This is a genomic window from Streptomyces sp. NPDC002602 (genome assembly GCF_042889445.1).
In the GTDB taxonomy this organism is placed as follows: Bacteria; Actinomycetota; Actinomycetes; order Streptomycetales; family Streptomycetaceae; genus Streptomyces.
Map to the genome: position 1 here is coordinate 614,851 of NZ_JBIAQX010000004.1, position 12,972 is coordinate 627,822.

The window sequence follows — 12,972 nt, forward strand, 5'->3', positions numbered from 1 at the left end:
TTTCCGTTACGAACCGATCCCGGCGACCTGCGCGCTCACATACCGCCGCCAGTTCTCTCGGCCATGGCGAAGGTTCGCGGGAGTGCCCAGGTCGAGCAGCTCGCCCCGAAGGTCATGGGCATACATGTTGAAGCCGCCGCTCTCGATCGCCCAGGGGAACACGTTGTCACGCAGTCCCAGCGGGCCGTGCTCGCCCGCGTGGGCCTTGGCGTACGCCTCGCACACCTCGATGAAGTGATCCGTTGACAGTGCGATCGCGCCGGCACTGGTGAGTGCCAGTTCGCCGGGTGCCGTGGGTGACACCGGTTCACGGCGATCGTAGACATGCCGAAGGCGCCAGGTGGCGGCATCGACGATGAACCTTCCGACATCGGTGGTGCGGGGGGTTGTGTGACTCGTGACGGCAGCCGTCATCGACGGCTCACGGCGGGCATGTGCCAAGACCATCTCGGCGACCTCGTCCCAGGGAAGCATCAGGTCGCCCGGCATCATCAGGACCTGTCCCCGCAACTGCCAGTGCTTGACCGCCGCGAGCACCGCGCCATCGGGTCCGAGCGGGGTCCGTTCCTCGGAGAAGAGATAGGAAACTCCCTGCTTCCAGATCCACTCCTCGCCCTGCAGGTGCTCGACGATCTGATCGCGCATGTGCCCCACGCAGAATACGAACCGCCGAAATCCGATCCGCTGCAGTTCGCGGCAGATGGTCGACAGGACCGTTTCTCCGCTGTCGAGGCGCAGCAGATGCTTGGGGATGGTGTCGTTGGTCATCTCTCTGGCCCGGGTGGCCATGCCGCCGACCGGCATGGCCACCCATACGTCGCTCAGCTGATCAACTACACGGTCGGCGGACATGGCTCTCCTCATGAACGATCTGGCCCGGACTGTTCAGCAACCGGATCCGACTGCTGAGCTCCGAGATGTACAAGACCGTCCAGAAGACCGGAGCACGTGCCTGGTAAACCCTACATTGCCGCCCCGAGCCTGTCCGGGACCTGTGCCGTCCGGACACCCATCACCGCTTGCTCGGCGCAGGCCTGACGAGCCGTCACGGCCTCCTGGGCCTTGGCCCGGGTGATCGCCCCACTGGTGCACGAGGCGGCCGGCCCACAGACATCAACCGGGCCGACTGTTCGCCGACCGCGGCTACGACAAGTGCCGGCACATCCTCCAGGCCTGCGGCATCACACCCAAGATCGCCCGCCGAGGGGTTCTTCGGGCACGATGCCCGAAACCCGAGGACATCGATCCCGAACGCGTGAACCGGGGGCGGCTCGGGAACGTTCCCGGGCGCCCTTCGCGTCGTTGTGCCTGAAGAGACCTGAAGGCAAGCAGCAGGGGGTGTCCCATGGGTCGTGTGGTGTTGGAGCGTTTTCCGGCCGGAAGTCCGAGGGGAAGCTGGCCCGCCGAGGAGTACGCGGCGCAGCGACTGCGCGAGGGCGTGCAGGCCGAGGTGGTGATGGACCTGGACAGTGACGCGTTCCTGGTAGTGGTCCGACCGCGGGAGGCTCATTCCGGTCATTGATCGCGGGTGTGGGGCCCGGTCCGCGCACGCCCCTTGGCGTCGCGGGCGTACGCCCCCAGACTGTCCCGATGACGCAGCGTGTGGATCTCGGGACGTTGATGGACCGGCTGGCCGTCGACGAGGTGGTGTCGGGGTACGCGGCGGCCGTCGACGACGGTGACTGGGACGCCTACCGCGCCCTGTTCACACCGACCGGGCGGGCCGACTACAGCTCGGCCGGCGGGGTGGAGGGGCCCGCCGGCGAGGTGGCCGAATGGCTCGCCCGGACCATGCTGCTGTTCCCGGTGCGCCAGCACCTGATCGTCAACCGGCTGATCCGGCTGGAGGACCTGGGCGGTTCGCCCGGCGACTCGGCCGAAGTGCGGGCGGACTTCCTCAACCCGATGCGGCTGGCAGGGGAGGAGTTCGACGGGACGGTCACCTCCCCCAATTTCGTCGCCGCCGGGCGGTACGCGTTCGCGCTGGCCCGGACCCGGGACGGCTGGCGGCTCACCTCGGTCACCGTGCACGAGAAGTGGCGGTACATGTCCGCGTAGCCCCGGCCGGGCTGATCCGGTCCGGCCGTTCCACACTGGAAGCGGAGGCGCGTCATGATCTCGAGGTGGAACCGGTGGTGGCGGGCGGCGGCAGCCGTGGCCGCCGGAGCGCTGCCCGCCCTCGCCTTCCCCTCGCCCGGGCTCTGGTGGTTCGCCTACGTCGCCCTCGTGCCCTGGATGCTGCTGCTGAGGTCCGCCCCCACCGGGCGGCGCGCGGCCCTGGAGGGGTGGCTCGGCGGCGCCGGGTTCATCTTCGCCGTGCACCACTGGCTGCTGCCGAGCATGCACGTGTTCCTGGTCGCGGTGGCGGCCCTGCTGGGGCTGCTGTGGATCCCCTGGGCACTGTTGGTGAGGGAGTTGCTCGGCGGGGTCCCGGCCGCCGGTCGTGCGGCGGCCGCCCTGGCCCTCGTACCGGCGGGGTGGCTGCTGTCGGAGTTGATCCGGTCCTGGCAGGGCTTGGGCGGGCCGTGGGGGCTGCTCGGGGCGAGCCAGTGGCAGGTGCCGCCGGCGCTCCTGCTGGCTTCCGTGGGCGGGGTGTGGCTGGTGAGCCTGCTGGTGGTGGCGGTGAACTGCGCGCTGGTGCTGCTGCTCGCGGTGCCCGGGGCGCGTGTCCCGGCGGTGGCCGGGGTGACCGGGTGTGCGGTGCTCACGGGGGTGGTGTGGCTGTGGGTGCCGCGCCCGGAGGTGACCGGCGGGCTGCGCGTGGCCGTGGTCCAGCCGGGGGTCGTCGCGGACGGGCCGGACAGCGCCGAGCACCGGTTCGACGTCGGGGAGCGGCTGACCCGGACCCTGGCGGGCCAACACCCCGACCTGGTGGTGTGGGGCGAGAGCAGCGTCGGGGCGGACCTGGAGGCCCGCCCGGACCTGGAGCGCCGGTTGACGGCGCTGGCCGCCGAGGTGAGGGCTCCCCTGCTGGTGAACGTGGACGCGCGGCGGGGCGACGGCGCCGGGATCCGCAAGAGTTCCGTCCTGATCGGACCCCAGGGTCCGACCGGCGACCGGTACGACAAGATGCGGCTGGTTCCCTTCGGCGAGTACGTGCCCGCCCGGGCGCTGTTCGGCTGGGCCACCTCGGTCGGCAAGGCGGCGGGCGAGGACCGGGTGCGGGGCGACTCCCCCGTGCTGATGCCGCTGCCGGGCCGGCCCGGGCTCCTGCTCGGTCCGCTGGTCTGTTTCGAGTCCGCGTTCCCCGACATGAGCCGGCACCTGACGCGTGACGGCGCCGCCCTGCTCGTCGCACAGTCCGCGACGTCAAGCTTCCAGGACAGCTGGGCCCCGGCCCAGCACGCCTCGCTCGCCGCGCTGCGCGCCGCCGAGACCGGCCGCCCGGTGGTGCACGCCACCCTCACCGGCATCAGCGAGGTGCACGGTCCGGCCGGTGAGCGGGTCGGCCCGTCCCTCGCCACCTCGGCGAGCACCGCCCACGTGTACGAGGTGCCGCTGGCCACCGGCTCCACGCTCTACGTGCGCTTCGGGGACTGGCCGGTGGGCGCGGCCCTCGCCGCCCTGGCGGCGTTCTGCGCGGCCCGGTGGACGCCTTCGCTCAGGAAGCCTGCTCCAGAGCCGAGCGCACCACCCGTTCACACAGCTCGTGGGTGAGGAGGGCGTCCCGGGCGCTGAGCGTCGTGCCGGCCTCGACGGCTTCCAGGAAGGCGTCCACCACCTGTTCGATGCCCCGCTGGCGGGCGACCGGCACCCAGTCGCCGCGCCTGCGCACGGTCGGCTGGCCCTTGTGGTCGATGATCTCGGCGAGGTTGACGACCTGCCGCTTGGTGTCCTGTCCGGACACCTCCAGGATCTCCTCGGTCGACCCGGACTGCCGGTTCATGATGCCGAGGGCGGTGAACCCGTCGCCGGACATCTGGAGCACCACCTGATGCATCAGCCCCTCGCGCACCACGGCCCGGACGTCGACGTGGTCGGCGTCTCCGGGCACCAGGAACCGCAGGGTGTCGACGACGTGGATGAAGTCGTCCAGGACCAGCGTCCTCGGATCCTCGGGCAGCCCGACCCTGTTCTTCTGCATGACGATCAGCTCGCGCGGGTGGTCGACGCACTGCGCGTACCCGGGGGCGTGGCGCCGGTTGAAGCCCACGGCGAGGGAGGTCCCGCGCTCCTCGGCCAGCTCGACCAGCCGCCGCGAGTCCTCGAACTCGTAGGCCAGGGGCTTGTCCACGTAGGTGGGCACGCCCGCCTCCAGCAGACGCCCCACGATCTGCGGGTGGGCGTCGGTCGGCGCGTGCACGAAGGCCGCGTCGAGTCCGGCGGAGAGCAGGGCGTCGAGCGTGGTGTGCCGGCGCTCGGCCGGGACGTGGTGGATCGCGCCGATCCGCTCCAGCGTGGCGGGGGTGCGGGTCTGCAGGTGCAGCTCCACTCCCGGACGGGCGGTGAGGACGGGCAGGTACGCCTTGCGGGCGATGTCGCCGAGTCCGATGACGCCAACCTTCACCGGGAGCCTCCAGGTTCGTTCCTTGTCGGACGCTCGCAGCTTAATCCCTGGTGACAGGGGCTGCGGTCGCTGAGGATGGGGCGCATGACCAACTCCGGATCCCACCGCCCCGAACCCTCCACCACCGCGAACGAGCGGGACATGTTGGACGGCTGGCTCGACTACCACCGCTCCACGTTGGCCTGGAAGTGCGAGGGACTCGGGGACGAGCAACTGCGCCGCAGCGCGCTCGCGCCCTCCGAACTCAGCCTGTTGGGCCTCGTCCGGCACATGGCCGAGGTCGAACGCTACTGGTTCCGCGAGATCATGCTCGGCGAGGAGCTCCCCGACCTGTACTCGACGCCCGACAACGTGGACGGCGATTTCCGGTTCACCGCCGAGGACACCTGGAGCGAGGCCGAGCGGGTGTGGCAGACCGAGATCGAGCTGGCCCGGCAGTCGGTGCAGGGTCGTTCCCTGGACCTGGTCTCGCGGCCCGAGAGTCACCGCCGGGGCGAGGTGTTCAGCCTGCGCTGGGTGTACACCCACATGATCGAGGAGTACGCCCGCCACAACGGTCACGCGGACCTGTTGCGCGAGCACATCGACGGCGCCACGGGCGAGTAGCGGCCCCGGTCTCGGCCGGATCGCGCTCCGGCCGTCAACCGACGGCGCACCGGGGGCCGGCCGTCACCCGTGCGGGGGCAATATCGTCCCAGGGTTTTCGCAACCGGGTCCTCGCACAGCAGAGTTGCGCGCGTGCATCCAACCCGAACCACGACAAAACTACTGCTCGGAGTGGCCTGTGCCGTCTCGGCTGTCTCCGGCTGCGTGAACGTGCCCCCCGCTCCGGCGGGGCTCCCGGCGGTGCCCCCCGCGGGGTCGCCGCCGCGGCACGAGCCGCGCGGCGAACCGGGAGCCCTCCCGGTGGTCGTCCAGGCGCCCGCCCTGGAGGCACTGCGGGCGGTCCCGCGGGAGCCGGGGCATCCGGCGGCCGCGACCGCTTCGACGACCGGCAGCCGGGGCGAGCCGCCGAGGGCGCCCCGTACGCCCGCGGAGCCCGATCGGGCCGCGCCGCCGGTCCCGGACATCCCGGAGCCCCGCCGGCGGGGCGAGCGTCCCCCGGGGCACGCCGACGGCCGTCCGGGGGACCGTGCGCACCGGCCCCGGCCCGACGCGAAGGCGCCGCGGGAGTTGATGCGGGAGTTGCCGGTACGCCCGGCGGACGTGTGCGCGATGGGCCGTCGCCACGGGCGCTGGCACCCCGACAGCCCGGAGGCCCGGATCTGCGCGGGCGTCCAGGGCGGCTGAGGGTTCCCCGTACGGCCTCCCGGGCCCCGTACCGCCTCCCCGGCCCCGGGGGCTACGGAGACTGCTCCGGGAAGGGTCGGGGCCTCTCCCCCGGCTCCGTCGCGAGCCGCAGCTCCAGCCGGGCGATGGCGGCCCTGACCCGGTCGCCGTAGCCGTCGTCGGCGAGCGCGCCGGTGGCCGCGCGGGCCCGGGCGAGGTGGACCCGGGCCGCCTCCGGTCGACGCAGTTTCACGTAGTCGGCGGCCAGGTTGAGGTGCAGCGACGGGTAGAACACCCGGACCGCCTGATGCGGGTCGCGGGCACCGCGCGGGGACCGGGCGCCCGGTGGGCCCGCGGGCGGACCGTCGGTGGCGGTCGGCCCGTCGGCGGCGGTCAGTGCCCGCAGGTCCCAGGCCAGTTCGTCGGCGGGGTCGTCCTGCGCGTCGGCCATGTAGTGCGCGAGGGTGCACCGGTGGAGCGGGGGACCCGCCTCGCCGATCTCGGACCAGATCTCCCCCAGGCGATTGCGGGCCTCCTCGCGGTCCCCGGCGTGCAGCAGGATGACGGCCTGGCCGATCCTGGTCATGACGGCGTCCTCGGACGCCTCCTGCTGCTCCGTCAACGCGGCCTCCGGCTGGCTCTGCCAGACCTGCTCTCCGGTCTGATCGTCACGACGCTAACCGCAGGCACCGCCCGCGACGTCCAGGCGGGGTGTGGCGTCAGCCAAGGTCCGGGATACGCCAGTCGATCGGCTCATGCCCCTGGGCGGCGACGGCTTCGTTGATCTGTGTGAAGGGGCGGGACCCGAAGAACTTCTTGGCCGACAGCGGCGACGGGTGGGCGCCCTTGACGATCACGTGCCGGTCCTCGTCGATCAGCGGGATCTTCTTCTGGGCGTACGCGCCCCAGAGCACGAACACGACCGGGTCGGGACGCGCGGAGACGGCCCTGATCACCGCGTCGGTGAACTTCTCCCAGCCCTTGCCCTTGTGCGAGTTGGGCTCGGCCTCGCGGACGGTGAGCACCGCGTTGAGCAGCAGGACGCCCTGCTCGGCCCACGGCATCAGGTACCCGTTGTCCGGGACGGGGAGGCCGAGCTCCTCCTTCATCTCCTTGTAGATGTTGCGCAGCGAGGGCGGGGTCTTGACCCCGGGCCGCACGGAGAAGCACAGGCCGTGTCCCTGGCCGGCGCCGTGGTAGGGGTCCTGGCCGAGGACCAGGACCTTCACCTTGTCGAACGGCGTGGCCTCCAGGGCCGCGAGGACCTGGTCGCGGGGCGGGTAGACCGGCCCGTTCGCCCGCTCCTTCTCGACGAACTCGGTGAGCTCTTTGAAGTAGGGCTGGTCCAGCTCCCCGCCGACAGCGGGGAGCCAGGACTCGGGCAGCATCTGGGTCACGTCTACAACCTCCGGTACAGGATCGGGCAACTGCGCGGTGCAACTGCCCAGAACCTACCGGGAGCCACTGACAACGCCTCGTCCGGCTGCCCGCCCGGTGTCCGCTACCAGCTGGTCTTGCGGTAGAACTCCCACATCTGCATGACGGTCTGCGGGTCGAGGGCCCGCTCGGCGCCGGCGATGTCCTCGCGTGTGCCGACGTACAGCTTGCCCTGCCACAGCGGCAGCAGCCGGACGTCCTGGGCGAAGATCTGCTGGGCCTCCTCGAACTCCTTGACGCCGGCGGCCCGGTCGCTCTCGCGGCGGGACTTGGGCAGCAGCTCGTTCATGATGGGCGCGGGCTCGTACGGGGTGCCGACCGCGTTCTGCTTGCCGACGAACGGGGCGATGAAGTTGTCCGGGTCCGGGAAGTCGGGGAACCAGCCTCGGCCGAAGACCGGATACTCGCCCTTCTTGTAGCCCGCCTGGAAGGCCTTCCAGGGCTGGCCGCGCAGGTTGATCTTGAAGAGGTCGCTCTCTTCGAGCTGCCGCTTGATCTCGGTGAACTCCTCGGCGGTGGAGGGGCCGTACCGGTCGGTCGTGTACCAGAAGGTCAGCTCGACCTTCTGGGTGATCCCGGCCTCGCGGAGGATCTTCTTCGCCTTCTCGACGTCCGAGTGGCCGTACAGGTCGTAGAACGGCGTCCGGTGGGCGACGGTGCCCTTGGGGACCATCGAGTACAGCGGTTCGGCCGTGCCCTGGTAGACCTTGGCCACGAGCGCTCCGCGGTCGATGACCTGGGCGATGGCCTGGCGCACCGGCAGCTTGGCGACCTGCGGGTCCTTGGGGTTGAAGACGAGGTAGCGGATCTCGGCGCCGACGTTCTCGACGACCTGGATGCCGACCTCGTGGGACGCGGGCGTCTGCAGGTCCTTGACCTCCGCGGCGGACAGGCCTCGGTAGGTGGCGTCGATCTCCTTGGACTTCAGGGCCGCGACCATCTTCTTGGAGTCCGCGAAGTAGCGGATGGTCACCCCGTCGTTGCGACGGTTGGCGAAGCCCGTGTAGCTCGCGTTGCGGCTGAGGACCGCTTCGCTGCCCTCGGTGTACGAGTCGAGGACGTAGGGGCCGGAGCCGATGGTCTTGCCCTCCTCGCGCACCTTGTCCGCCGGGTACTCCTTCGGCGGGACGAGCGAGGCGGCCGGCGAGCCGAGGACGTACGGGAAGGTCGCGTCCGGGGTGTTCAGGTGGAAGACCACCGTCGCCGCGTCGGGGGTCTCGATCTTGTCCAGGCTGCCGAAGAGGTCCTTCGGGCCGACCTGGGAGTTGATCGTCCGGATCCGGTCGAGGGAGTGCTTGACGGCCTTGGCGTCCAGCGGATCCCCGTTGGAGAACTTGAGGCCCTTCTTCAGGGTGCAGCGGTAGGACTCGTTGCGGGAGTCGGTGAACTCGCAGGCCTGGGCGGCGTCCGGCTGGGGCTGGGTGGAGCCCGTGGGGAACGCCAGGAGCGTCTGGTAGATGTTCCGGTACAGCTCCCAGGAGCCGTCCCATGCCGCGGCGGGGTCGAGGGTGCTCGGCTGGCTCATCGTACCGACGACGATCCGCTTCTTGTCGTCGCCGCTGTCGTCGGAAAGCAGACCGCATCCGGCGAGCAGGGATATGGACGCAAGGGCCGCAGTGATCTGCAGGCATCTGGTCCGGTTGAACACGTGCACGCTCCTCGATCAGCCAGGGGTGCGGCAGACCCTACCGCAGTGCCTCACAAATCCAATGGGCAGGTTTCGTGAGGCACTTGACCGATTACGTGCACATTCGGTACGCATTTGCCTCCCTCTGGGAGGCAAATGCGTCCGGTTATCGGTCAGTGCACCCCGGCATTGAGGAACATTCCCCCGTCGACGACCAGAGTTTGCCCCGTGATCCATTCCGCTTGTGCAGATGTAAGAAAGGCCGCGGCGCCCCCGATGTCCTCCGGGACCCCGAGTCGCCCGAGCGGATAGGCCGCCGCGGCCTCCTGCTCACGACCCTCGTAGAGCGCCTGCGCGAACTTCGTCTTCACCACCGCGGGGGCGATGGCGTTGACCCGCACGCCCGGCGCCATTTCGTGCGCGAGCTGCAGGGTGAGGTTGACCATGGCGGCCTTGCTCATCCCGTACGCGCCGATGAAGGGCGAGGCGGAGACGCCGGCGATGGAGGCGATGTTCACGATCGCCCCGCCGTTGTCCTTCTGCCAGGCGTGCCAGGTCCGTTGCGCGAAACCGAGCGCCGAGATCACGTTCGTCTCGAAGACCTTGCGCGCGACGCCCAGGTCCAGGTCCGCGATCGGCCCGAAGACCGGGTTGGTGCCGGCGTTGTTGATCAGGAAGTCGACCCGGCCGAAGGCCTCCATCGTCCGCTCCACGGCGACGGCCTGGTGGGCCTCGTCGTGCGCCTTCCCGGCGACGCCGAGCACCCGGTCCGCCCCGAGCCGCTCGACGGCCTCCTTGAGGGTGTCCTCGTTGCGCCCGGTGATGCACACCCGGTCGCCCCGGGCGACCAGTGCCTCCGCGATGCCGTAGCCGATGCCCCGGCTCGCCCCGGTGATCAGTGCGACCCTGCCGCTGTCGTTGCCGCTGTACGTCATGCCGTACGCCCTGCCTCTCGTTCGTCGCCGCGCGTCAGTTGAGCGGGCCGCCGGCCACGTACAGGACCTGCCCGGAGACGAAGCCGGCCGCGTCGCCCGTGAAGAAGGCGATCGCGTTGGCGATGTCGTCCGGGTTGCCGACGCGCTGCACGGGGATCTGGGTGGCGGCGGCGGCCTGGAAGTCCTCGAAGCCCATGCCGACCCGGGCGGCCGTCTGGGCGGTCATCTCGGTGGCGATGAAGCCGGGGGCGACGGCGTTGGCGGTCACGCCGAACTTCCCGAGCTCGATGGCCAGGGTCTTGGTGAAGCCCTGCAGACCGGCCTTCGCGGCGGAGTAGTTGGCCTGGCCGCGGTTGCCGAGGGCGGAGCTGCTGGAGAGGTTCACGACGCGGCCGAACTTGGCCTCCACCATGTACTTCTGACAGGCCCGCGCCATCAGGAAAGCGCCCCGCAGGTGCACGTTCATGACCGTGTCCCAGTCGGTGGCGCTCATCTTGAAGAGCAGGTTGTCGCGGAGCACGCCCGCGTTGTTGACCAGGATGGTCGGGGCGCCGAGCGTGCTCGCCACGCGCTCGACGGCCGCCTCCACCTGCGCGCTGTCGGAGACGTCGCAGCCGATCGCGACGGCCCTGCCGCCGGCCGCCGTGATCGCCTCGACGGTGTCCTTGCAGGCCGCCTCGTCCAGGTCGAGTACGGCGACCGCCCGGCCTTCGGCGGCCAGGCGTACGGCGGTGGCCGCGCCGATGCCCCGGGCCGCCCCGGTGACGATCGCGACGCGCTGCTCGGTGGTGGACATGCTGGATCTCCTCGCGCTTGGAATCCTCGGTGCGCCGACGCGGCCCCTCATAGGTGAGCAACCGCTTAGTAGCTTCGGCTGGACAGACGCTAGGAGCCCTGGCACCCGGTGTCAACGGCGTCGGTCCGACGGGCACCCCGGGTCGCGCGCCGATCGTCGCAGGGGCCGCCGCGCTCAGCGCACCAGCAGCTCCAGCAGCCGTTCCACCTCGGCCTCCGGGTCGGCCGTCAGTCCGGTGTGCACCGGACCCGGCTGCACCACGGTGCTGCGCGGGGCGATCAGCCAGCGGAACCTGCGGCCGGGCTCGTCGCCCGCCGCCTGACCGGCCGACTCGCCGCCCGCGCACAGTCCCTCGACCCCGAGCAGGGCGGCCCGTACGCCGGTCACGTCGGCCCCGGGGTCGAGGGCGAGCAGCTTGCCCTCGTCGAGGTGGATGCGCGCGGCGACGTAGGAGTGCGCCCGGCAGTAGACGATCACGCCGGCGTTGAAACACTCGCCGCGCTCCATCCGGGGCACCACACGCACCAGCGCGTACTCGAACACGTCCCGCTTGATCACTCGCTGTCGCTCTTCTTCTCGTCGGGCTCGGTCTTGGCGCGCGGCGGCGCGAGGCGCTCGGCCAGCCACCCGGGCGGACCCGACCTCGGCCGGACCTCGGCCTCCATCGTGATCCTCTCGTGGATGCCGGCCGCTCGCGGGAGCAACGCGTCCGCATAGGCGCGTCGCACGGCGTCCGTGGAGTCGAAGCCGGGCTCGTCGACCAGCCACTCGTCCGGCACGTCGGCGGTCACCTCGGCGAGCAGCTCCCTCGTCACCAGCGGCGCGAGCTCCGCGGCGGCGCCGGCGATGTCGGGTCCGACGGGGGCCAGGACGTGGTCGGAGGCGTTGTAGGGCTTGGCGGCGGCGGCCCGGGCGGTCGGCCAGTTGTGCTGCCAGATCATGGTGGCGCCGTGGTCGATGAGCCACAGGTCGCCGTGCCAGACCAGGAGGTTCGGGTTGCGCCAGGACCGGTCGACGTTGTTGACCAGGGCGTCGAACCAGACCACGCGTCCGGCCTCGACGGGGTCCACCTGGTACGCGAGCGGGTCGAAGCCGATCGAACCGGGCAGGTAGTCCATGCCGAGGTTCAATCCGCCGCTGGCCTTGAGGAGTTCCTGAACCTCCTGGTCGGGCTCGCCGAGCCCGATGACGGGGTCGAGCTGCATCTGCACCAGCCGCGGGACCCGCAGGCCCAGCCGCTGGGCCAGCCGGCCGCACACGACCTCGGCGACCAGGGTCTTGCGGCCCTGGCCGGCTCCGGTGAACTTCATGACGTAGGTGCCGAGATCGTCGGCCTCGACGATACCGGGAAGCGAGCCACCCTCGCGCAGCGGCGTGACATAGCGGGTCGCCGTGACTTCTGTCAACATCTTCCCAGGCTACATGGGCCGCAGGCCTGCATCTCCAAGGTGCCGCCCCGACATTGCTCGCCCGTCACCAGTCTCCACCAGCCACAACCGGGGAACGCTCGGCCGCATGTGCCGAAGGGTCGGGGACCCGGTCGGCGACGGGTACTCGCGTCCCCACCGGAAGCCATCGGGATTCACGACGGCACGGGTACGGCCCGGGTTCGCTCGGGCGTACTCGGAGTTCGGTGTCTTGCATGGTCGGCGGCCTGGTGGTGGGCAGTGCGGGTTCAGGGCCGACCGGGGTCCAGGAGGTGCCGGGCGAACACGGAGAGGGCCTGGGCGATGCGCTCGTGGGGGATGCCCAGAGTGTTGTGCTGATGGTGGTAGAGCTGCGGGGCCAAGGGGCCGAGGGCGATGTCGGCGAGCGCGTCGGGGTCCGGGGATCCGCCGGCGATGAGCAGGGTGCGCACATGGAGGCGCCAGAAACCGTAGGCGCCGGTGCCGTAGCGGGCGGGCCCGGTTTCCGCGCCCAACGCGAGGGGCAGATGCCGCCGGATCAGGTCCAGGTAGGCGATGTAGAACGCGGCCAGTCGTTCGGCGGGGGGTGCCCCCGGTCCCAGCGGCGGGGGGCCGTAGATCATCTGCCCCTGTAGCCGGCGTTCGTGCTCGTCCAGGAGGGCGGTGGCGACGGAGGACGGGTCGGGGAACGAGCGGTAGAGGGTCGCGCGGCCGACGCCCGCGGCCTTCGCGATCCGCTCCATCGTCACGGTGCTCGGATCGTGTGCGGTGAAGAGCAGTTCCGCGGCGGAGAGGATCTGTGCGCGGTTGCGCACCGCGTCGGCGCGCTGCCGGGGTGCGGTGGCGCCTCGGGGTGCCGCCTGGAGATCACTGCGGAGGACCGCGGGCGGGGCGGGATGCTCGTCGCCGTTACTCATGCGGGTCACCTTACTTCCTGGAACGCCAAGTGGACGGCTTGTCCGTTTAGCATGCCCTGGTCTACGCTAACTGGGACG

Annotated in this window: 15 protein-coding genes; 5 read left to right on the forward strand and 10 right to left on the reverse strand. The window is 70.9% G+C overall.

Features of this window, described 5'->3' with window-relative positions; all coding sequences use genetic code 11:
- Window positions 1-6 precede the first annotated feature (6 nt).
- The gene (locus tag ACFYW3_RS15870) at window positions 7-852 is read right to left on the reverse strand and encodes an NDP-sugar synthase (protein WP_351755108.1); all 846 of its coding nucleotides are present in this window, start codon (window positions 850-852) and stop codon (window positions 7-9) included.
- A gap of 493 nt (window positions 853-1,345) precedes the next feature.
- Between ACFYW3_RS15870 and ACFYW3_RS15875 the strand changes: the two genes are divergently transcribed.
- The 3 genes from ACFYW3_RS15875 to lnt all read left to right on the forward strand — a co-directional run bounded on the left by ACFYW3_RS15875 (window position 1,346) and on the right by lnt (window position 3,657).
- Window positions 1,346-1,522, forward strand: coding sequence for a hypothetical protein (locus tag ACFYW3_RS15875; RefSeq protein ID WP_351755105.1), 177 nt, complete (start codon window positions 1,346-1,348; stop codon window positions 1,520-1,522).
- A gap of 68 nt (window positions 1,523-1,590) precedes the next feature.
- The gene (locus ACFYW3_RS15880; protein WP_351755102.1) at window positions 1,591-2,058 is read left to right on the forward strand and encodes a nuclear transport factor 2 family protein; all 468 of its coding nucleotides are present in this window, start codon (window positions 1,591-1,593) and stop codon (window positions 2,056-2,058) included.
- A gap of 54 nt (window positions 2,059-2,112) precedes the next feature.
- Complete coding sequence (gene lnt / locus ACFYW3_RS15885) at window positions 2,113-3,657, forward strand: apolipoprotein N-acyltransferase (RefSeq protein WP_389386560.1); 1,545 nt, start codon at window positions 2,113-2,115, stop codon at window positions 3,655-3,657.
- Here lnt and ACFYW3_RS15890 read toward each other — a convergent pair.
- Entirely contained in the window at window positions 3,602-4,507 is a 906-nt protein-coding gene (locus ACFYW3_RS15890) for a Gfo/Idh/MocA family protein (protein ID WP_389386561.1), read from the reverse strand. The two genes, lnt and ACFYW3_RS15890, sit on opposite strands and share 56 nt — an antisense overlap.
- An 84-nt stretch (window positions 4,508-4,591) precedes the next feature.
- On the opposite strand from ACFYW3_RS15890, the gene ACFYW3_RS15895 reads away from it, so the two are divergent.
- A complete protein-coding gene (locus ACFYW3_RS15895) occupies window positions 4,592-5,113 on the forward strand; it encodes a DinB family protein (protein ID WP_351755094.1) in 522 nt (173 codons plus the stop codon).
- A 300-nt stretch (window positions 5,114-5,413) separates the two neighbouring features.
- Window positions 5,414-5,797 (forward strand): hypothetical protein, encoded by a 384-nt coding sequence (locus ACFYW3_RS15900; RefSeq protein WP_351755091.1) that lies wholly within the window; start codon window positions 5,414-5,416, stop codon window positions 5,795-5,797.
- Between the two features lie 52 nt (window positions 5,798-5,849).
- On the opposite strand, the gene ACFYW3_RS15905 is transcribed toward ACFYW3_RS15900, so the two are convergent.
- From ACFYW3_RS15905 to ACFYW3_RS15940, 8 genes are all read right to left on the reverse strand, one after another.
- Window positions 5,850-6,398, reverse strand: coding sequence for a hypothetical protein (locus ACFYW3_RS15905; protein ID WP_351755088.1), 549 nt, complete (start codon window positions 6,396-6,398; stop codon window positions 5,850-5,852).
- A 97-nt stretch (window positions 6,399-6,495) separates the two neighbouring features.
- Complete coding sequence (locus ACFYW3_RS15910; protein ID WP_267803070.1) at window positions 6,496-7,164, reverse strand: uracil-DNA glycosylase; 669 nt, start codon at window positions 7,162-7,164, stop codon at window positions 6,496-6,498.
- A gap of 113 nt (window positions 7,165-7,277) precedes the next feature.
- Window positions 7,278-8,861 carry an ABC transporter substrate-binding protein gene (locus tag ACFYW3_RS15915; RefSeq protein WP_351755086.1) on the reverse strand — a complete coding sequence of 528 codons (1,584 nt, stop codon included), beginning with the start codon at window positions 8,859-8,861 and terminating at the stop codon, window positions 7,278-7,280.
- A 152-nt stretch (window positions 8,862-9,013) separates the two neighbouring features.
- Complete coding sequence (locus ACFYW3_RS15920) at window positions 9,014-9,775, reverse strand: SDR family oxidoreductase (RefSeq protein WP_351755084.1); 762 nt, start codon at window positions 9,773-9,775, stop codon at window positions 9,014-9,016.
- 34 nt (window positions 9,776-9,809) lie between these two features.
- A complete protein-coding gene (gene fabG / locus ACFYW3_RS15925) occupies window positions 9,810-10,571 on the reverse strand; it encodes a 3-oxoacyl-ACP reductase FabG (protein ID WP_053683196.1) in 762 nt (253 codons plus the stop codon).
- Between the two features lie 174 nt (window positions 10,572-10,745).
- Window positions 10,746-11,129, reverse strand: a complete 384-nt coding sequence (locus ACFYW3_RS15930; protein WP_351755081.1) for a DUF3037 domain-containing protein — start codon at window positions 11,127-11,129, stop codon at window positions 10,746-10,748.
- Entirely contained in the window at window positions 11,126-11,980 is an 855-nt protein-coding gene (locus ACFYW3_RS15935) for a HipA family kinase (protein ID WP_389386562.1), read from the reverse strand. The genes ACFYW3_RS15930 and ACFYW3_RS15935 overlap by 4 nt, the downstream gene beginning before the upstream one ends.
- 266 nt (window positions 11,981-12,246) lie before the next feature.
- Window positions 12,247-12,894: a TetR/AcrR family transcriptional regulator gene (locus ACFYW3_RS15940; protein WP_389386563.1), complete on the reverse strand. Its 648-nt coding sequence runs from the start codon at window positions 12,892-12,894 to the stop codon at window positions 12,247-12,249.
- Between the last annotated feature and the right edge of the window lie 78 nt (window positions 12,895-12,972).

Coding starts and splice junctions, on each gene's coding strand:
- ACFYW3_RS15940 (WP_389386563.1), bottom strand. CDS start 12,894: ATGAGTAACGGCGACGAGCATCCCGCCCCGCCCGCGGTCCTCCGCAGT.
- fabG (WP_053683196.1), bottom strand. CDS start 10,571: ATGTCCACCACCGAGCAGCGCGTCGCGATCGTCACCGGGGCGGCCCGG.
- ACFYW3_RS15895 (WP_351755094.1), top strand. CDS start 4,592: ATGACCAACTCCGGATCCCACCGCCCCGAACCCTCCACCACCGCGAAC.
- ACFYW3_RS15910 (WP_267803070.1), bottom strand. CDS start 7,164: ATGCTGCCCGAGTCCTGGCTCCCCGCTGTCGGCGGGGAGCTGGACCAG.
- ACFYW3_RS15870 (WP_351755108.1), bottom strand. CDS start 852: ATGTCCGCCGACCGTGTAGTTGATCAGCTGAGCGACGTATGGGTGGCC.
- ACFYW3_RS15935 (WP_389386562.1), bottom strand. CDS start 11,980: ATGTTGACAGAAGTCACGGCGACCCGCTATGTCACGCCGCTGCGCGAG.
- ACFYW3_RS15875 (WP_351755105.1), top strand. CDS start 1,346: ATGGGTCGTGTGGTGTTGGAGCGTTTTCCGGCCGGAAGTCCGAGGGGA.
- lnt (WP_389386560.1), top strand. CDS start 2,113: ATGATCTCGAGGTGGAACCGGTGGTGGCGGGCGGCGGCAGCCGTGGCC.
- ACFYW3_RS15880 (WP_351755102.1), top strand. CDS start 1,591: ATGACGCAGCGTGTGGATCTCGGGACGTTGATGGACCGGCTGGCCGTC.
- ACFYW3_RS15920 (WP_351755084.1), bottom strand. CDS start 9,775: ATGACGTACAGCGGCAACGACAGCGGCAGGGTCGCACTGATCACCGGG.